Origin of the sequence: Thermotomaculum hydrothermale, assembly GCF_016592575.1 — a bacterium.
Classification (GTDB): Bacteria; Acidobacteriota; Holophagae; order Thermotomaculales; family Thermotomaculaceae; genus Thermotomaculum; species Thermotomaculum hydrothermale.
The window spans coordinates 751,798-769,584 of the sequence record NZ_AP017470.1; the positions used below are offsets into that span (position 1 = coordinate 751,798).

Annotated in this window: 18 protein-coding genes and 1 pseudogene; all 19 read left to right on the forward strand. The window is 33.1% G+C overall.

Features of this window, described 5'->3' with window-relative positions; translation table 11 throughout:
* Window positions 1-10: 10 nt before the first annotated feature.
* The 19 genes and pseudogenes from TTHT_RS03420 (at window position 11) to ptsP (ending at window position 17,750) form a co-directional block, all read left to right on the forward strand.
* Window positions 11-742 (forward strand): hypothetical protein, encoded by a 732-nt coding sequence (locus tag TTHT_RS03420; RefSeq protein ID WP_201328638.1) that lies wholly within the window; start codon window positions 11-13, stop codon window positions 740-742.
* A gap of 17 nt (window positions 743-759) precedes the next feature.
* Window positions 760-1,536, forward strand: a complete 777-nt coding sequence (locus TTHT_RS03425) for a hypothetical protein (RefSeq protein ID WP_201328639.1) — start codon at window positions 760-762, stop codon at window positions 1,534-1,536.
* A 3-nt stretch (window positions 1,537-1,539) separates the two neighbouring features.
* On the forward strand, window positions 1,540-2,265 hold the full coding sequence (locus tag TTHT_RS03430) for an ATP-binding protein (protein WP_201328640.1): 726 nt from the start codon (window positions 1,540-1,542) through the stop codon (window positions 2,263-2,265).
* Between the two features lie 11 nt (window positions 2,266-2,276).
* Window positions 2,277-4,010: a proline--tRNA ligase gene (locus TTHT_RS03435; RefSeq protein ID WP_201328641.1), complete on the forward strand. Its 1,734-nt coding sequence runs from the start codon at window positions 2,277-2,279 to the stop codon at window positions 4,008-4,010.
* A 12-nt stretch (window positions 4,011-4,022) separates the two neighbouring features.
* A complete protein-coding gene (locus tag TTHT_RS03440) occupies window positions 4,023-4,484 on the forward strand; it encodes an NUDIX hydrolase (RefSeq protein ID WP_201328642.1) in 462 nt (153 codons plus the stop codon).
* Window positions 4,484-5,011 carry an ATP-dependent protease subunit HslV gene (gene hslV / locus TTHT_RS03445; RefSeq protein WP_201328643.1) on the forward strand — a complete coding sequence of 176 codons (528 nt, stop codon included), beginning with the start codon at window positions 4,484-4,486 and terminating at the stop codon, window positions 5,009-5,011. The genes TTHT_RS03440 and hslV overlap by 1 nt, the downstream gene beginning before the upstream one ends.
* Before the next feature lie 45 nt (window positions 5,012-5,056).
* Complete coding sequence (locus TTHT_RS03450; protein ID WP_201328644.1) at window positions 5,057-6,658, forward strand: tetratricopeptide repeat protein; 1,602 nt, start codon at window positions 5,057-5,059, stop codon at window positions 6,656-6,658.
* A gap of 108 nt (window positions 6,659-6,766) precedes the next feature.
* A complete protein-coding gene (locus tag TTHT_RS03455; RefSeq protein ID WP_201328645.1) occupies window positions 6,767-7,714 on the forward strand; it encodes an acetyl-CoA carboxylase carboxyltransferase subunit alpha in 948 nt (315 codons plus the stop codon).
* Window positions 7,711-8,055, forward strand: coding sequence for a hypothetical protein (locus TTHT_RS03460; protein WP_201328646.1), 345 nt, complete (start codon window positions 7,711-7,713; stop codon window positions 8,053-8,055). The genes TTHT_RS03455 and TTHT_RS03460 overlap by 4 nt, the downstream gene beginning before the upstream one ends.
* A 10-nt stretch (window positions 8,056-8,065) precedes the next feature.
* Window positions 8,066-9,409 (forward strand): annotated as a pseudogene (recJ, locus tag TTHT_RS03465) (single-stranded-DNA-specific exonuclease RecJ); the annotation flags it as partial.
* Window positions 9,406-11,085, forward strand: coding sequence for a hypothetical protein (locus tag TTHT_RS03470; RefSeq protein WP_201328647.1), 1,680 nt, complete (start codon window positions 9,406-9,408; stop codon window positions 11,083-11,085). The pseudogene recJ and the gene TTHT_RS03470, both read left to right, overlap by 4 nt.
* Window positions 11,082-11,810, forward strand: coding sequence for an LPS export ABC transporter ATP-binding protein (gene lptB, locus TTHT_RS03475; protein WP_201328648.1), 729 nt, complete (start codon window positions 11,082-11,084; stop codon window positions 11,808-11,810). The genes TTHT_RS03470 and lptB overlap by 4 nt, the downstream gene beginning before the upstream one ends.
* Entirely contained in the window at window positions 11,810-13,285 is a 1,476-nt protein-coding gene (rpoN, locus tag TTHT_RS03480; RefSeq protein WP_201328649.1) for an RNA polymerase factor sigma-54, read from the forward strand. Before lptB ends, rpoN begins: the two co-directional genes overlap by 1 nt.
* Window positions 13,275-13,802: a ribosome hibernation-promoting factor, HPF/YfiA family gene (gene hpf, locus TTHT_RS03485; protein ID WP_201328650.1), complete on the forward strand. Its 528-nt coding sequence runs from the start codon at window positions 13,275-13,277 to the stop codon at window positions 13,800-13,802. Before rpoN ends, hpf begins: the two co-directional genes overlap by 11 nt.
* A gap of 9 nt (window positions 13,803-13,811) precedes the next feature.
* Window positions 13,812-14,297, forward strand: a complete 486-nt coding sequence (locus TTHT_RS03490) for a PTS sugar transporter subunit IIA (protein ID WP_201328651.1) — start codon at window positions 13,812-13,814, stop codon at window positions 14,295-14,297.
* On the forward strand, window positions 14,287-15,270 hold the full coding sequence (locus tag TTHT_RS03495; protein WP_201328652.1) for a hypothetical protein: 984 nt from the start codon (window positions 14,287-14,289) through the stop codon (window positions 15,268-15,270). The genes TTHT_RS03490 and TTHT_RS03495 overlap by 11 nt, the downstream gene beginning before the upstream one ends.
* Window positions 15,271-15,287: 17 nt before the next feature.
* Window positions 15,288-15,710, forward strand: coding sequence for a PTS sugar transporter subunit IIA (locus TTHT_RS03500; protein ID WP_201328653.1), 423 nt, complete (start codon window positions 15,288-15,290; stop codon window positions 15,708-15,710).
* Window positions 15,703-15,972, forward strand: coding sequence for an HPr family phosphocarrier protein (locus TTHT_RS03505; RefSeq protein ID WP_201328654.1), 270 nt, complete (start codon window positions 15,703-15,705; stop codon window positions 15,970-15,972). Before TTHT_RS03500 ends, TTHT_RS03505 begins: the two co-directional genes overlap by 8 nt.
* A gap of 2 nt (window positions 15,973-15,974) precedes the next feature.
* On the forward strand, window positions 15,975-17,750 hold the full coding sequence (ptsP, locus tag TTHT_RS03510) for a phosphoenolpyruvate--protein phosphotransferase (protein WP_201328655.1): 1,776 nt from the start codon (window positions 15,975-15,977) through the stop codon (window positions 17,748-17,750).
* Window positions 17,751-17,787 lie beyond the last annotated feature (37 nt).

The window sequence follows — 17,787 nt, forward strand, 5'->3', positions numbered from 1 at the left end:
GGAGGGGTTTATGGGAAGTACCCAGTACACAGGATTGCTGGTAAATGCAGCTGTTAGTTTCATTGTGTTTATTTCAAGCTGGTTTCTTGCAATTAAAGTTATAAAAAAGAAAGCTTACGGTAAAGCAAGAATACCTGCATTAGCATTCTCTGTTGTTTGGCTGGATATAGGATTAATTTATCTTTCAGTTGCTATCAGGACAATAGCAGCCTACTTTGGGCTTGAGCAAATGGATAAAATGTTTTTTTATGCAGATAACTTTTTTGGGGCAATGTTAGCGGGTACTATTATTTTCTTTACTACATATTTTCTCTTTAAAAATAAAAAAGTTGCAGATAGTCTGGCAATAATATGGGTGATTGCCGGTTTTATTTGGTTTTATTTTGATGTAAAAATAGGTGCTCAAAGGGTGGGTGTCTCTTATTGGCTGTCTGAGTGGAAGCCTGGTAGTGAAATGTTGATGATTGCTTTTGGGGCAATGTTTTATGTTCCAGGATTAATAGCCTTAATACTTCTCTTGTTAACATCCAAGAAAGCATCTTCAAGAACCAGTAAATATAAAATTGTTATGACCGCATTATCTCTTTTTATAGGTGCTACTTTGATGATGATAGATCTTGCTGGGACCAAAAACCCGATTGCAGGTTTGTTTGTTCGTGTGCTAATTGCATTTGTCACTATATTGGGTCATCTGGCTTACTTCCCGACTAAAAAGATTGAAGAATGGCTTGAGAGAGGTTAAAAAACTTTGGAGGTTAGATGGAACAGGAGCAGAAGTCTGAAGAAAATAAGAACGATTTGGAAAAAGAAAGTAGCTCTTTAAATTTAAGTGATTATGTAGAAGATATTCTACGTCAAATTAAAGAAGTAGAAAAAAAAATTTTAAACTTTGAGCAGGTAAAGGAATATAAAAGTTCTGACTATATAAACAAGACGATTGCGGATTTTAAAACAAAAATAAATGCTTTTAGTAATTATTGTAAAAGTTTATCTTTTCAAATAAATGAATTGGCAGAGAGTGAAGAGTGGAATGAGTTAATAAACCTTTCTGATAAATTGGAGTTGTTGGGGCAAAAAATAGAACAATTTATTGGTTTATTTTCAGGACGGAAGCAGGTAAATCAGGATTTTCTTAAAAAAATTGATTTTATCATTATGAATGAGGCTATCAAAAATGAAATGGTAAGCCATATTTTTGAAATGCTAAATAGAGGAGAATCTAAAGATAAGTTAATGATAGCCTCCCTTGAATTTGTTTACTTTTTGAAAGAGATAGAAAGTGATGAAACTCTTAATGAATTAAAAGAGTTGAAAAACCTTTTGCTTACAACAGAAAAAGAGGAAGCGAATATCAGGCATTTTCTGGAAAAGCTTTCAGAGAAAATGGATGGTTTTTCTAAAGCTGTAAATTTGCCTGTACAAAAATTACAGGAATTGAAAAAAACAACAGTGGAAATACAATCAAAACTTTCTGAAATAGTTAATGAAATAGAAGAGAGAAATAAAGAGATTGAGGAAAATTTAGAAGGAAAATAATAAATGTCAGAACAATTCAAGTGTTTAAAGTGCAATAATACAGGGTGGATTTTATTTAAAGACGAGCAGGGATATCAAATTGCAAAGCCCTGCGATTGTGAATATGGAATAACTTCTACCTTGAGAAGAATAGGAATACCTGAAAAATACTTAAAGTGTAGTTTTGAGAATTTTAAAATAAATATTCCCAAAGCTATTGGGCTAAAACAGGCCAAAACCCTTTTATACGATTATGTACAACTTGAATTATTTAAATCAAAAAAACAGAGCTTTTTAATAAAAGGGACAGTTGGTTCAGGAAAAACCCATTTGTGTGCTGCTGTTGTTAGAGAGCTTGTAAAAAAGGGCTATTATAATATTTATTTTGTTGATTTTAAAGAGCTGTTAGATGAGATTAAGTCCACCTTTTCATATGCCTCGGATTTAAGCGAAGCTGATATTTTATTTCCTGTGTTAAATGCTGGGTTATTGATTATTGATGATTTGGGCTCTGAAAGAAATACTGAATGGAGTGAGGATGTATTTGCAAGAATACTCAATTACAGGTACAATAGAGACTTGCCTGTTATAATTACAACAAATTACTTTGACAGGCAAATACCAAATGCTTTGACAGAGGAGACCCTTGAAGAGAGAGTAGGTATCAGAATGCGTTCAAGGTTATATGAGATGTGCAGGGATATTGAGATAATAGCTCCTGATTTTAGAATGTTAAAGAATAAAATATGAAGGAGAGTTGTATGAGGTTTTCAAGGTATTTTCTCTATACTTTAAAGGAAAATCCAAAAGAAGCGGAAACAGTAAGCCACAGGCTGATGCTAAGGGCATGTATGATTAAAAAACTTGCATCAGGTATTTATTCATACCTTCCATTGGGATACAGAGTAATAAAAAAGATTGAAAATATAATTAGGGAAGAACTGGATAAAGAGGGTTGTATTGAACTATTAATGCCTGCTGTTCAGCCTGCAGAATTGTGGCAGGAAAGTGGGAGATGGGATTATTATGGAAAAGAATTATTAAGGTTTAAAGATAGAAAAAATGGTGATTTTTGTCTGGGGCCAACACATGAAGAGGTAATAACAGACATTGTTAGAAAAGAGTTAAGGTCATACAAGCAATTGCCTTTAAACCTTTATCAAATACAGTCTAAATTCAGGGATGAAATAAGGCCTCGTTACGGTTTGATGAGGGGAAGAGAATTTATCATGAAGGATGCATACTCATTTGATGTTGATGATGAATCCTGTGATAAGTCATACTGGCAAATGTATGATGCCTATACAAGGATTTTTAAGAGATGTGGCCTTAAATTCAGGGCTGTTGAGGCTGATTCAGGAGCGATAGGGGGTAATTATACCCATGAATTTCATGTTCTTGCTGAAACAGGTGAAGATACAGTATTAAGCTGTAATAATTGTTCTTACACGGCAAATATTGAAAAGGCTGAATGCCTTAAACCTGAAAAGGTTAACGACAACATTGAAATGAAACCTCTTGAAAAAGTTGAGACTCCCAATAAAAAAAGTGTTGAAGAAGTGTCTGAATTTCTTGGTGTGAAACCATCAGACCTTGTTAAGACAATGATTTTTAAACTTGAAGATGGAAGTGCAATCGCTGTTCTTGTAAGAGGTGATTACGAAGTTAACGAAGTAAAAGTTAAAAATCATTTAGGAGTGGCAATTCTTGAACTTGCTGACGAAGAGACAATAGAAAATGTAACAGGTGGCCCCTCTGGGTTTTCAGGACCTATTGGTTTGAAAATTCCTGTTTATGCAGATTATTCGGTGCTTAATATGAATAATTTTGTTGTTGGGGCAAATGAGAAAGATATGCATTTTATAAATGTTAATTTAGGAAGAGATTTTGAGGTTAAGGAATTTGCAGATTTAAGGCTTGCAGTGGAAGGCGAAACCTGCCCAAGGTGCAAAAAGGGCACTTATGAGCAGTTTAAGGGAATAGAGGTTGGACAGGTGTTTAAATTAGGTACAAAATACTCAAAAGCAATGAATTGTACATTTCTTGACGAAAACGGCAAGGAAAGGTATGCAGTTATGGGTTGTTATGGAATAGGTGTGGGAAGAACCGCCGCAGCTGCTATTGAACAAAATCATGATGAAAACGGTATAATCTGGCCTGTGAATATAGCTCCTTTCCAGGTTATCCTTTTAAACCTTGAAGTTAAAGACAAAGAGTTTACTGAAAAGATTGATAAATTATACCAAAATCTTTTAGAGGAAGGGTTTGAAGTGTTATATGACGATAGGGATGTAAGACCTGGTTTTAAATTTAAAGATGCAGACTTAATAGGCATACCTGTTCAAATTATTGCAGGCAAAAAAACCATGGCAGAAGGTTTGCTCGAATTGAAGGTTAGAAGGACAGGAGAGAGAATTAAAGTTAAACCAGAAGAATTAATTGAAAAAACAAGAGAAATACTTGAAAATTTAAGAATTGAAGAAGAAAATAGGTAAAAGAGTAATTTAATGAAATATGAGTTTGTTGTTAATGTGTTTGTTTTCAACAAAGATGGTACAGCGTTAGCTTTTATCAAAAGGGAAAAGAAGCCATTTGTCGGTTTTTATCTCCCGCCTGGAGGCCATATAGAAGAGGGAGAGCACCCTATTCATGCAGCCGTCAGGGAAGTTAAGGAAGAAACAGGGTTAGATGTTGAAATTATTGATTTCAGGCCGGGGATTCCTATTGTACTTGATGCAACAACGGTGAGAATACCTTCACCTCTTCATGTTCAGATTGAATACATTGATCAAAATCATAAGCATATAGATTTTATTTTTGTTGCAGAGGTGATTGGTGATGATAAACTTTCAGATGAGTTTAAGGGAAAGGTAAAATGGTTTCATTATAATGAGATAAAAGGGAAAAAGATGCCTAAAAATGTGAAAGATGTGGCTAATTTTCTTTTTAGATGGAGGAGAGGTGAATAATGTTTAAAGGTACAACAATCCTTTTCGTAAAAAAAGATGGTAAAAGTGTAATTATAGGAGATGGGCAGGTTACTCTCGGAAATACTGTCTTAAAGCATAAGGCAAAAAAGGTGAGGAAAATATATAAAGATAAGATTGTGGTTGGTTTTGCTGGTTCGACTGCAGATGCTTTTACATTGTTTTCAAGGCTTGAATCAAAATTAGAGCAATTTTCTGGAAATTTAGAAAGGGCTGTTATTGAACTTGCAAAAGATTGGAGAACAGATAAGTATTTGAGAAGGCTTGAGGCAATGATGATTGTGACAAATGGTGAAAAGGTATACCTTCTTTCAGGAGTAGGGGATGTGGTGGAGCCTGACATACCAGTTGTTGCAATAGGTTCAGGGGGCCCTTATGCTTATGCTGCTGCTAAGGCTTTATATGAAAATACAAGCCTGTCTGCAAAAGAGATTGCTGAAAAGGCAATGGAGATTGCTGGAGACATTTGCATATACACCAATAAAAATTTTACTATTGAAACTATTTAACTGTTGTATAATAAGGTTAAAATTAAAGGCTAAATGAGGTTAGCAATGAAAGATGTATTTATAAGTGATTATGCATTACGGGAATTAATAGAAAAGGTAAATAAAAATCCAAACTCTGAAACCTATACTGAACTTGCAAAGTTTTATAATTACCGTTCTTACTATAATAAGGCTATTAATGCAGCAAAGAAAGCAATCGAGTTTAACAGGTTTAATTTTGACGCATGGTTTGAGCTGATTATGGCTTCTGGTTTTAAAAGTGATGCTGATTTGAACCAGATTAAAGAGGAACTTGAAAAAATATATGACTTTTTAGAGCTTAAAGAAGAGGTTAGCGATGCTATATACAGGGTGTTAGCTTTTATTAACTACTTTCTTGAAAATGATGGTGTGGCAATAAGTTTAATTAACAAAGCAATTGAAATAAATCCTGAGCATAGTGTTAATTATGAAATTTATGGTTACATACTACACGCAATAGGTGATGTCAAAAAGGCATTAGAAACTTTTGGAAAGGCCATATTTCACAATCCTGAAAGTTTCAGGGTTTTGAGAATGATAGCCAAATGTTATTTTGATTTAGGGGAAAGTGAGAAAGCGAAATTAAAGGTTGAAGAATCTCTAAGGCTTGAACCTTTTTTTATTGCATCCTGGCACCTTTTAGGTGAAATATATCTCTCAATAGGTGATTTTGTTAAGGGAACTCAAGCACTTGCAAAAGCAATTTCTATTAACCCTGAAGACTGGTCATCTTATTTTATATTAGGGGAGTATTACCTCTCTGAAAAAGAGTATGACAGTGCCATTGCTGAAATGAAAAAGATAGAAAGAATAATGGGAGATAAAGACCCAATTATTATTGCAGAAGTTAACAATTTTATAGGCTATGTGTACACCCAAAAAGGGGATGATAATGAAGCTATTAAACACTTTAACATTGCTATTCAATACAATGAGGAGTATGCTTTACCATTTTACAATTTAGGAAAGATAGAATCTGAGAGGGGCAATTACAACAAGGCTATAAAATTTTACAAGGAAGCTATAAAAAGAGATAAATTTCATGTCCCTTCTTACACAGAGGCAGGATTTGCATATCTTAATCTGAAAAAAACAAAACAGGCAGAGAAATTTTTCTTAAAAGCGGTTGAATATGATGAGAATGAATATTGGGCTTACCTGGGATTAAGTGAGGTTGCAAGATTGGAAAAAAGGTTTGCTGACCAGCTTAAATATGTTGAAAAAGCACGCGAGATAAACCCTAAAGATAGCGAAATATGGAACTATGTTGGAATTGCCTACCAATGTAATAAAAATTTTAAAGCTGCTGAAGATGCCTATCTTGTATCTCTTGCAATAAATCCACTTAATAGAAAAGCAGCAAACAACCTTGCATATCTTTACGAAAAATTGATTACAAAAGCTGAAGATGAAGGAGAGAAAAGGAATTATACAAAACTTGCTATTGAAAGCTGGAAAGTTAGATTGCTTGCCTGCAGAGAGGCGGGGACTTCTATCAAAGGGGCTGTGAATCATTTAAGAAAGTTAGGTATGGAAAAAAGGGAAATTGATAATTTAATAAGGTTTGGAGAGATAGAAGAACTTCCTTTAATAAAAGTAATTGCAAAAGAAATCGTAATTGATTGAAAATAAATAAGAAACTCATTAACTATAAATTTATTCTTCCCTCCATAAGGTTGACATAATTCTATATTTTTGTAAAAATCTAATAAGATTGAAAATAGAGGTGTAGATATGGGTTTATATTTTTTGCCTTTTGAAAAAGAATTGGTAAACTACCACAAAAAACTTGAGACAGCAGAAACTTTCGGAAAAGAGAATGAGATAAAAGAAATTAAAGCCAAAATAGAAGAATTAAGAAAAAAGATATACAAAAATCTTGATGAATGGCAGATAGCCCTGGTGGCAAGGCATCCAAATAGGCCTTATTTTTTAGACTATGTTGAAAGAATTTTTTCCGATTTTATTGAATTACACGGTGACAGAAATTTTGGAGATGATAAAGCTATTGTTGGTGGTTTTGCCTTTCTGGATGATATTCCAGTTTGTATTATAGGACAGCAAAAAGGGAGAGACACTAAAGAGAAGATATACAGAAATTTTGGAATGCCAAAGCCAGAAGGATATCGTAAGGCTTTAAGGATAATGAAGATGGCGGAAAAATTCAAGAGGCCAATAATAACTTTTGTAGATACGCCCGGCGCATATCCAGGAATTGACGCAGAGGAGAGGGGGCAGGCCGAGGCTATTGCAAGGAATTTGCTTGAAATGTCTAAATTAAGAGTTCCTGTAATAACAGTAATAATAGGAGAAGGTGGAAGTGGTGGAGCCCTTGGAATTGCTGTTGCAAACAGGGTTTTAATGCTTGAATATTCAATTTATTCTGTCATTTCTCCTGAAGGATGTGCATCTATTTTGTGGAAGGATGCAGCAAAAGCTGACGAAGCGGCAAGGGCTTTAAAATTTACAGCCAATCATTTAAAAAAATATGGAATAGTAGACGAGATTGTCCCTGAGCCTATTGGTGGTGCTCATGTAGACTATGATAAAACAGCGGAGGTTTTAAAAGAATATTTGTTGAAGAATCTTGAATCTTTAAACTCAGTACCTGTTCCTGAGATAGTGAACGATAGGTATTTGAGGTTCAGGAGGATAGGAGAATTTCAGGAAGTAAAAGCATGAAATACAAATGGCAGTTTACTGAGTACAACGAGGAAAATTTAAATGAAATAGTAAGGAAGCTCAATATCCCTGAATTTATTGGAAAACTTCTATGTATGAGAGGTATAGATACTGTTGAAAAAGCAGAAATTTTTTTCTTCGGCACAAAAGAAAATTTTAGAGACCCGGAGGGTTTGAAGGGAGTTAAAGAGGCTGTTTTAAGGATAGAAGAAGCTATAAAAAAAGGGGAAGAGATTGTAATTTACGGTGACTACGATGTTGATGGAATTACATCAATTGTTGTGCTAAAAAAATGTCCTTCAAAAACTTGGTGGGAAAGTAAGGTATGCCCTTCCCAATAGGTTTCAGGACGGCTATGGGGTGAAGGTTGAAAAAGTTGAAAAGGTTTATCATGAAAAGCCTTTTTCATTGCTTATAACGGTTGACTGTGGAGTGAAAGCTAAGGATGAGATTAAGCAAATTCACGATATGGGTATAGATGTTATAATTACAGACCATCATGAGCCTGATACAGAACTTCCTGAAGATGTTGTTGCAATAATAAACCCCAAAATCGAAGGTAGCGGATTTGAAAATGAGCCTCTGGCCGGAGTTGGAGTTGTTTTTAAACTTGTTCAGGCATTACAGAGGCATTTTAATGTAGAGCTTGACGAAGAGTTTGTTATTAAGCTTGTTTCTATTGGTACTGTAGCTGACCTTGTTCCTCTTATTGGGGAAAACAGAATTATAGTAAAAGAAGGGCTAAAAACAATAAGGGAAACAGAAACTAAAGAGCTTGAAGCAATTTTTAATAGTTGTCATATTGATAAAAAAAATCTTGCATGCATTGATATAAGTTACAAAATTGCCCCAAGAATTAATGCCCTTGGCAGACTTGGAGATGCAAGCTTTGCTATAGAACTATTTTCCCCCGAAAACAGAGAAAATATAAAAGAGTATGTGGATTATATGAATAGAAAAAATTATGAAAGACAAAAACTCGAGAAAACCCTTGAAAAGTTAATTCAAGCTGATTTAGATGAGGAAAGTTTAATGAAGCAGAGGTTTTTGCTATTAAGGGGGGAAGATTGGCACAGAGGGGTAATAGGGATTGTTGCTTCAAAGATTCAGAAAAAATATTATAGGCCTGTTGGAATTGTGAGTATAGAGAATGGTATAGGTTACGGTTCAATTAGAAGTATAGAAGGGATAAATATTATTGAAATCCTTGATAATTTTAGAGATTTACTTGAAAATTACGGGGGTCACCATCAGGCTGCTGGAATTACTTTAAAAGCTGAAAATATTCCCATATTACACCAGAAAATAAATGAATACCTTTTTGAAAATTTTCCTGAGGATTTGTTTATTCCAAGGGTTAATATAGATTTTGAAATTGAACTTTCTCAAATAAACGAGGAATTTTACAATTATTTAAATATGCTTGAACCTTTTGGAATAGGTAATCCCCAGCCAGTTTTTTTAAGCAGGGATGTGATTGTTGAAAGCGATGTAGATATTCTCAGTGATAAACATATAAGGTTTTATGTTTCAGATGGATTGCACAAATTTGTTGTTATAGGATACAACAAGGCTAAGCAAGCGAAATATTTAGAAAAATTTTGCTCAATGGATATAGTATACACTCTGGATAAAGTGAGATGGAATAACAGGGAATACTTTCAGTTAAATTTGATAGATTTTAAGGTTAGATGAGAAAATTAAAGTTAATACGCCTGCTTCTTATAATCCTTCTTTTTTTGTCGGTGTTATTGGTAGTTTTTAATTTTTACAAGCCAGCGAAAATTGAAATCAAAGATAACACAAAAACTCCTGTAGATGCCAGTATGGTTATTGAAAATGGTGAGCATGATATTTATTCAAATGGTGAGAAGTTTGCCCATTTGAGCTATTTAAAAGCAATACAAAAAAAGCAAACCCTTGAACTTGAAAAAATAGACATCAATTTCCTCAAAAATAATGGAACATTAAATTCTAAAAAAGCGGTTTTTAAAGAGGGTATTGTTAGTTTTTTAAGCGAAGTTAATGGATTTTTCCCTGAAAAAAAGGTTAAGGTTTTAATAGACCCTCCATGTTTATTGAAAAACAAGAAAATCTTTGGAGAAAACACTATAAATTTATCCTTTCCAACTTTTAAATTATCTGGTAAAAAATTTGTTTTTGATATAAACAATAGTTTTCTTAAATTAAAAAGCAAAACAGAGCTTTTATCAGAAGATATTAAAATTAACTCTGATTACGGGGTGTCAGATTTTAAAGAAAAAATTAAATCCTTTTTTTTATATAATGCCAGTCTATTTGAGAAAAAAAATAAAATAAAGGTGAAGGCTGATTTAATAAAACATCTTGTAGATTTTAATAAAATGTTTTTTTTCGGGAAGTGCTTAGTAAAAACAGGAGAAATATCCTTATTTTTTAATGAAGGATATATGAATTATGAAAGCAAAAATAGTTCAATAGTCATAAGAGGTTTATTTAATTTTGTTTCAAATGATTTTTCTGGAAAAGGGTCAGATGGATATTTTCATAATGGCTATTTCCAAACAAGGTATATTCAAACTGTATTTAACTCTTATGTTTTTTCAGGTGTGAATAACCTGTTTGAGCAAAAAAATTCTTTGGTTTATGGGTACAACCCCTACCTTTATTCCCTTAAAACTGACAGGAAGATTAAGGGCGAGAGCTACACATTAAAAAATAAAGAATTGAGGATCTTAAACCCGGTTTTAAAGGACAGGGATATTTTACTTTTGTCTTCTCTATGTATTGTTAATAACAAACAGGAAGCTTTTTTCCCTGAAAAGGTTTACGGAATTTTTGACCAATATGAATTTAAAGGTAATTCAGCTGTTTTTAAAAAGGACAAAAGTACTGTAGTAAAGGGAGAGGTTATCTCCCTGCAAAAACAAAATGATAGAATCAAGGGCGATTTAATTTCTTTTTATTCAAACAACAACATGAGGATTGAAAACAATGTTGTTGCAACTAAAGAAATGAGAAATGAAACAATTGGAAAGCTTTTGTCTAATTATATGGAAATAGTTAATAGCGGAGAAAAAGTTTATATTAAAGATAATGTTAGAATAATTAATGAAAAATTATTTGCAAAACCTGAAACTGCAATAATTTTCAAAAATTATGCTATCTTTTTTAATTGTAATTTTAAAGTAGAAGGAAGTTATTCTGGTTTTGCCAGGATTATTGTTTTAAATTTTAAGTCAAGGTATTCTTATCTGTTTTATTCCAATGTGAAGGATAAAAACGGAAATACCTTAAAAGGGGACAAATTGACTTTGGATAATGTAACTGATAAAATTTTTATTGAAAAAACTAATAAGAAAAGTCAGGTTGAGGTAAAAATAAAAATATGACTCATATATTAAAAACTGAGAACTTAAAAAAGAAATTTGGGGAAAGAGTGGTTGTAAACGGAGTCTCTATAGAGGCAAAAACGGGAGAAATAACCGGGTTGTTTGGCCCAAATGGAGCAGGGAAAAGCACTACTTTTTATATGATTGCAGGATTGCTTGTTGCTGATGAAGGAAAGATTTTTTTAGATGATTACGATTTGACTGATTATCCTGTTTATATGAGGGCAAGAAAAGGGATTGGCTATCTTCCTCAGGAAGCCTCAATTTTCAGAGGGTTAACAGCGAGAGAAAATATAAAGGCTGTTTTGCAATTCAGGGATTTAACTGAAAATGAAATTGAAGAGAAAACAGACAGTTTGCTTGAAGAATTTGGTTTAAATCATGTTGCAGATACAAAGGGAAGTTATCTATCAGGTGGGGAAAGAAGGAGAGTCGAGATTGCCAGGGCGCTGGCGACTGACCCTTTGTTTATTCTTTTAGATGAACCTTTTGCAGGAATTGACCCAATAACAATAATTGAACTTCAGGAGATTATCATAAAACTTAAAAAAAGGGGGATAGGGATTATACTTACAGACCATAATATTAAAGATTCCTTGCGCATTACAGATAAGGCTTTTATATTATCTAATGGAAGCATACTTAAAATCGGTACACCGGGGGAAATAGCGCAGGATGAAGAAATAAAAGAGATTTATTTAGGAAAGGACTTTAAGTTAGATTAATGGCTTTTATAGAGCAGAATTTAAAACAAAAACTTGATTTAAGGCTTTCTCAAAAATTAGCTTTAACCCCGGCTTTACAACAGGCAATTAAACTTTTGCAATTGACAGTTCCTGAATTACAACAGGAAATAAAAAAAGAATTGCTTGAAAATCCCCTTCTTGAAGAAGTAAGGGATATTGAGGAAAAAGAACCTGAACAAAAAAAGGAAGAAACAAATGACCTTCTCCACGAAAAAGACATAAACATAGAGGATTTTTTCAGAGATTATTTTGATGACCAGTATGTACCTAAAAGCAGAAACAAAGAGTATGAAGATAACGATTTTAATTATGAAAATTTTGTTTCCAAACCTCAGTCTTTAAAGGAATACCTTGAATGGCAGGCTGGAATAAATATTGAAGATGAAAAAGTTTACAATGCAGTATTAATGATAATTCCGTATATTGATGACAATGGTTATTTAAAGGTGCCGGAAGAGCTTAAAACCAGGTATCAAAATGTTATAGATTATTTAAGCAATGAGTTAAAACTTGAAAAATCATTGATTGAAGATGCGATAAAAGAAATTCAAAAGTTTGATCCAACAGGGGTAGGTGCAACCTCTGTGGAAGAGTGCCTCTGGCTTCAAAGCTGCTATCTTGGATTTGAAAAAGATGAAATTTTGAGAAAAATGATTTTTAATCACCTTGAAGATATTGCCTCAAATCAAACTTCTAAAATAGCTTTAGTTTTAGGGATAACTGAAGAAGATGTTAAAAATTACATTGATTTTATTAAAAAATTAGAGCCAAAACCGGGAAGAAAGTACGCTAGTGAAAGAACGCAATATATAATACCTGATGTAATTGTTTTTAAAGTAGATGACGAATACTATGTTGATTTAAACGAAGATGGGATACCAGGTTTAAAAGTTAACAGACAATATGCTGAAATGTTGAAAAACAGAGATAAAATAGAGAAAGAAACTGAAGCTTACATAAAAGAAAAGTTGAAATCTGCTCTATGGTTGATTAAAAGTATTCACAACAGACAGAAAACTATTTTGAAAGTTGCTAAGTCTATAGTAAATAGGCAGAGAGATTTTTTTGATTTTGGAGTTGAGTATATGAAGCCGTTAACTCTCAAAGATATAGCCGATGAATTGGGGATTCATGAATCAACTGTTGCAAGGGTTGTAAAAAACAAGTATATGCAAACACCAAGGGGGGTATTTGAATTAAAATACTTTTTTTCAAGTAAGCTGGGAACATCGTCAGGGATAGATGTATCAGCAATGGCGGTTAAGGAAAAGATAAGGAGAATAATTGAAAATGAGAACAAAAATAAACCTTACTCAGATTCGGAGATTGTTAAAATTTTGCTTTCACAAGGGATTAAGATTGCAAGGAGGACGGTGGCAAAATATAGGGAAGAATTAGGTATAGAATCTTCATCAAAACGAAAAATTTATTATAGGAGGAAATATGAAAATTGAATTTATTGGAAGAGGAATTGAAGTAACAGACGCTTTGAAGAAATTTACTGAAGACAAGCTTAATAAATTATCCCGTTTCGTTGATAATATTCTTGATGTGGAGGTTAGGCTTACAGTTGAAAGGCATAGGCATATAGCTGAGATTGTTATAAAAGCTGGTCATGAAAAGGTTGTGGCAAAAGAAACAACAAATGATATGTATGCCTCAATAGGTGGTGCCCTTGATAAAATTGAAAAACAGTTGAAAAAAAGCAAAGACAAATTTGTTTCTAAAAAGAAAAAATCTTTTGTTAAAGAAGAAGGAAATTTAACTATTAATACCCCTCAGGGAGAAGAGATTGTAATATCTCATAGAAGGATTGAAAGTGTAAAGCCTTTAACAAAGGAAGAGGCTATTATGGAGATGGAAGATGCGAATGCCGATTTTATAGTTTTCAGAGATGCTGAAAATAGAGAGGCAATGAGTGTACTTTATAAAAAAGACCACAAAAATTATCATTTAATTACGCTGGAATAGAGGACTTAAATGGGGAAAAATAAGATTTGTTTAAGAGATTATGTGAAAGAAGGTTGTATTTTTGAATTAAAAGAAAGGGACAAAAATTCTGTTTTGAAAACTATTTCATTTAAATTGAAAGAATTAGGATATGTAGAAGATGAAAAGTCTGCCAATGAGATTTTTAAAAAACTTGCAGAGAGAGAAAAATTAGGTAGTACTGGAATAATTAAACACATAGCTATTCCTCACTGTAAAACTGATGAAATAAACAAAGATATGGTAATTCTTGTAGGTTATTCTAAAGAGGGGGTTGAATTCAAATCTCACGATGGCAAACCTGTTCACATAATTTTTGCTGTTTTTACCAGAAAGAATAAAGTAACTTTACATTTAGGTGCCCTTGCTGCGATTTCAAGGCTTGTAAGTAAACATTCTATTTCTTCCAGAATAGAAGATTTTTTGAACAAAGAAAAACTCAGGGAGATAACAGAGGAATGTGAGTATGCAATCTAAAATCCCTCTAATACAATTGATATCATTGGAAGATGTCAGTACACAAGATAGTATTACATTTGAATTTGTAGCAGGAACAGCGCACATTGAAGAAAAGGAAATAACAGTTCCTCTTCAATACCAGTATCTTGAAAAAATTCTTTTAGGCAACCAAACCTGTGTAATTCCTGAAAGTTTGATAATTACTGAGCAGGAGGGATTAGAAAAACTGTTATCCTACTCAAAACATAGAATTCACAAATTTTTCCATCTGATGGATGAAAGAAATGTTTCTTGTCTTGTTGTTTGCAATAATGCAGAAGTCAGCAATGACATTAAAAAAAGGGCTGAAAAGTTTTCTGTACCTATATTGAGAACTGCTCTTTCATCAAGGGTTGTTATTTCAACCATTTTAGATAGAATTCATAATTTAACAACTGAAACAAAGGTAATTCATGGAACAATGATTGATGTTTTTGGAATGGGAGTTTTACTTTTAGGTAAAAGCGGAGTTGGTAAATCGGAAACATCCCTTGAGTTAATAGCGAGAGGGCACAGGCTTGTTGCGGACGACCTTGTAAAGCTTTATAAGAATAGATTAGGGAAAATTACAGCTACATGTTATAGCGAAAATGCTTTTGGTTTGATGGAATTAAGGGGAGTTGGTATAATAGACATAGATAAAATATACGGAGCATCAGCTTTAAGGCCAGTAAAAGACCTTGATATTGTAATCCGGCTTATTAGCTGGGATGAGGAGCAAGAGTTGAAGAAAAGTGATTCTTACTCAAGACTTGGAGAAAAAGATATAGAAGGGTTGGAAAATGTTTTAAATGGTGGAAAGTTTTTGTCAGAGAGGGTATCTGATTCATTTTTCGAATTGTTCAATACAAAAATTTACTACAGAGAAGTGCCGGTTGGTCCCGGAAGGAACATTGCTACAATTGTTGAAGTAATAGTTAAAAATTATTTAAGTCAGATAAACAGGCTTTAGCCTGGTAGGAGATAAACATGATTGGAATTATAGTTGTAACACACGGAAATCTTGCCGATGTTTTAATTCAGACCTGTTTTAAAATTATAGGCAAAAGGGAAAAAATCTCATCCCATTCTATTCAATGGGAAGATGAAGCTGACATTGCACTGAAAACTATCGAAAAAAAGGTAAAAAAACTTGACGATGGAGATGGGGTTTTGGCCTTAACCGATATGTTTGGTGGCACACCAACCAATTTAATGATTTCTCTATCAAATAAATATAATCTTGAGATTGTTACAGGGGTAAATCTACCTATGTTAATAAAAGCTGCAACAATGCAATCTAAAGAGATTGATTTAGCGGAGTTTGCTTCCAAAATAAAAAGCCAGGGACAGAGGAATATTTACAGAGTTGCAGAAATTCTTTCAATGAAAAAGGGAAATAGAAATGATTGAGAAGAAACTTGTTTTAAAGAATAAATTAGGATTACACGCGAGGGCAGCTGCTAAACTTGTACAGGTGGCAGAACAATTTAAGTCTGATGTTAAAATAGTAAAAGATAATGTTGAAGCTGATGGTAAAAGCATTTTAGGAGTTTTGTTGCTTGCAGCTCCGATTGGAACAGAATTAATTTTTCAAGTTAGTGGTGAAGATGAAGAGGATGCAATTAAAGCAATTGAAAATTTAATTGAGGATAAATTCGGAGAAGAAGAGTAATTATGTCAAATAGAATTAAATTGAAGGGAACGGGGATTGTTCCAGATGTAGCTATTGGGAAAGCGGTTATTCTTGAAGATAAAACCAAGATTGTTATTCCCTATTACAATATTTTAAAAAATCACATTGATGAAGAAGTTGAAAGATTTCTAAAAGCATTAGATAAAACAAAAAAACAAATTGAGGATGCAAAAGATAATTTAAATTCAGATTTGAAGTCAGACCACCTTTCTATCTTTGATACCCATCTTTTAATCTTAAAAGACCAATCTTTGGTGCAAAAAACAATAAATCTTATAAAAGAAAGGTTTATAAATGCTGAATATGCTTTTAAAGAAGTTATAAAAGAGTTAATAGGCAAATTTAAAGGAATGGATGATGAATATTTTAAACAAAGGCGTGAAGACCTGGAAGATATAGCCACAAGGGTAATTGCAAATCTTATTGATAAAGAGGTAAACAAGAAAATTGATTTTAGAGAAGATACAATTCTGGTGTCAAAGGTAATTCACCCCTCTGACTTGTCTATTCTATACAATGATAAAGTTGTTGGAATAGCAACAGATTATGGGGGAGTTACAACTCATACCTCAATTATTGCCAAGGCACTGAATATCCCAACAGTTGTTGGATTACATAACGCTACAAAGGTTATAGTAGATGGAGATATTGTAATTGTTGATGGGATTGAAGGCGAGGTTATAGTTAAACCTCAGGAATCAGAAAAAAGTGTTTATCTGGAAAAACATCAAAAAAGGTTACAGTTAGAGAAACAATTTATTGAAATTGCCAAAAAACCTTCAATAACATTAGACGGAGAAGAAATTCGCTTACTTGCCAATGTTGAACTTGCTGAGGAACTGCCTCTTCTGAAGAAATTTAAAGCTGAAGGAGTGGGACTTTACAGGAGTGAGTTTATATTTTTGCAATCAGCACCTAATTTGCCCAGCGAAGAAGAACATTACAATTTCTATAAAAAACTTTGTGCCCAGGTGAAGGGCGAGGTTATAATCAGAACTCTTGATTTAGGGGGGGAAAAGTTTTTTCATGAAGTATTGGAAAAGGATGAACAAAATCCTGTATTAGGATTAAGAGCTGTTAGATTCTGTTTAAAAAGGAAAGATATATTTAGAACCCAGTTAAGGGGAATATTAAGGCTATCAGGAGAGAATGAAAAAGTAAAGATAATGTTTCCGCTTATAAGCGGTGTTGATGAATTGAAGGAAGTAATCTCTTTTCTTGAAGAAGTAATGGATGAAATGAAAAAAGAAGGAGTCAAGATAAATGAAAATATTCAAAAGGGTATTATGATAGAAGTTCCTTCTGCGGCGGAAATTCCTGATTTACTTGCCAAATATGTTGATTTCTTCAGTATAGGAACAAATGATTTAATTCAATACACTCTTGCAATTGATAGAAATAATGATAAAGTGAATTACCTTTATCAACCATCTCACCCTGCTGTTATAAGAATGTTAAATAAGGTGATGGAAGCGGCAAAAAAATCTGGAATTGATGTTTCTATGTGCGGTGAAATGGCAGGTAATCCTAAATTCACTACATTACTTTTAGGAATGGGTTTAAGAAAATTCAGTATGACTCCACCATCACTTCCAGTAATTAAATCAGTTTTGCGAAATGTAAAGATTTCTGATTGTGAGCAATTGCTGAAAAGGGTATTATCAATGGAAAGCGCTTCTCAAATAGAAAAGCATATTATAGCGGTAAACCATAAATTAATACCTGATTACGACAAACTAACAAAGATTAAGTTATAACTATTTGTATTTTTCCCACTCTATACTATAATTATTC

What these genes read in the sequence shown, in the direction of transcription:
- TTHT_RS03420 (WP_201328638.1), top strand. Translation starts at nt 11, where the DNA reads ATGGGAAGTACCCAGTACACAGGATTGCTGGTAAATGCAGCTGTTAGT.
- TTHT_RS03425 (WP_201328639.1), top strand. Translation starts at nt 760, where the DNA reads ATGGAACAGGAGCAGAAGTCTGAAGAAAATAAGAACGATTTGGAAAAA.
- TTHT_RS03430 (WP_201328640.1), top strand. Translation starts at nt 1,540, where the DNA reads ATGTCAGAACAATTCAAGTGTTTAAAGTGCAATAATACAGGGTGGATT.
- TTHT_RS03435 (WP_201328641.1), top strand. Translation starts at nt 2,277, where the DNA reads ATGAGGTTTTCAAGGTATTTTCTCTATACTTTAAAGGAAAATCCAAAA.
- TTHT_RS03440 (WP_201328642.1), top strand. Translation starts at nt 4,023, where the DNA reads ATGAAATATGAGTTTGTTGTTAATGTGTTTGTTTTCAACAAAGATGGT.
- hslV (WP_201328643.1), top strand. Translation starts at nt 4,484, where the DNA reads ATGTTTAAAGGTACAACAATCCTTTTCGTAAAAAAAGATGGTAAAAGT.
- TTHT_RS03450 (WP_201328644.1), top strand. Translation starts at nt 5,057, where the DNA reads ATGAAAGATGTATTTATAAGTGATTATGCATTACGGGAATTAATAGAA.
- TTHT_RS03455 (WP_201328645.1), top strand. Translation starts at nt 6,767, where the DNA reads ATGGGTTTATATTTTTTGCCTTTTGAAAAAGAATTGGTAAACTACCAC.
- TTHT_RS03460 (WP_201328646.1), top strand. Translation starts at nt 7,711, where the DNA reads ATGAAATACAAATGGCAGTTTACTGAGTACAACGAGGAAAATTTAAAT.
- TTHT_RS03470 (WP_201328647.1), top strand. Translation starts at nt 9,406, where the DNA reads ATGAGAAAATTAAAGTTAATACGCCTGCTTCTTATAATCCTTCTTTTT.
- lptB (WP_201328648.1), top strand. Translation starts at nt 11,082, where the DNA reads ATGACTCATATATTAAAAACTGAGAACTTAAAAAAGAAATTTGGGGAA.
- rpoN (WP_201328649.1), top strand. Translation starts at nt 11,810, where the DNA reads ATGGCTTTTATAGAGCAGAATTTAAAACAAAAACTTGATTTAAGGCTT.
- hpf (WP_201328650.1), top strand. Translation starts at nt 13,275, where the DNA reads ATGAAAATTGAATTTATTGGAAGAGGAATTGAAGTAACAGACGCTTTG.
- TTHT_RS03490 (WP_201328651.1), top strand. Translation starts at nt 13,812, where the DNA reads ATGGGGAAAAATAAGATTTGTTTAAGAGATTATGTGAAAGAAGGTTGT.
- TTHT_RS03495 (WP_201328652.1), top strand. Translation starts at nt 14,287, where the DNA reads ATGCAATCTAAAATCCCTCTAATACAATTGATATCATTGGAAGATGTC.
- TTHT_RS03500 (WP_201328653.1), top strand. Translation starts at nt 15,288, where the DNA reads ATGATTGGAATTATAGTTGTAACACACGGAAATCTTGCCGATGTTTTA.
- TTHT_RS03505 (WP_201328654.1), top strand. Translation starts at nt 15,703, where the DNA reads ATGATTGAGAAGAAACTTGTTTTAAAGAATAAATTAGGATTACACGCG.
- ptsP (WP_201328655.1), top strand. Translation starts at nt 15,975, where the DNA reads ATGTCAAATAGAATTAAATTGAAGGGAACGGGGATTGTTCCAGATGTA.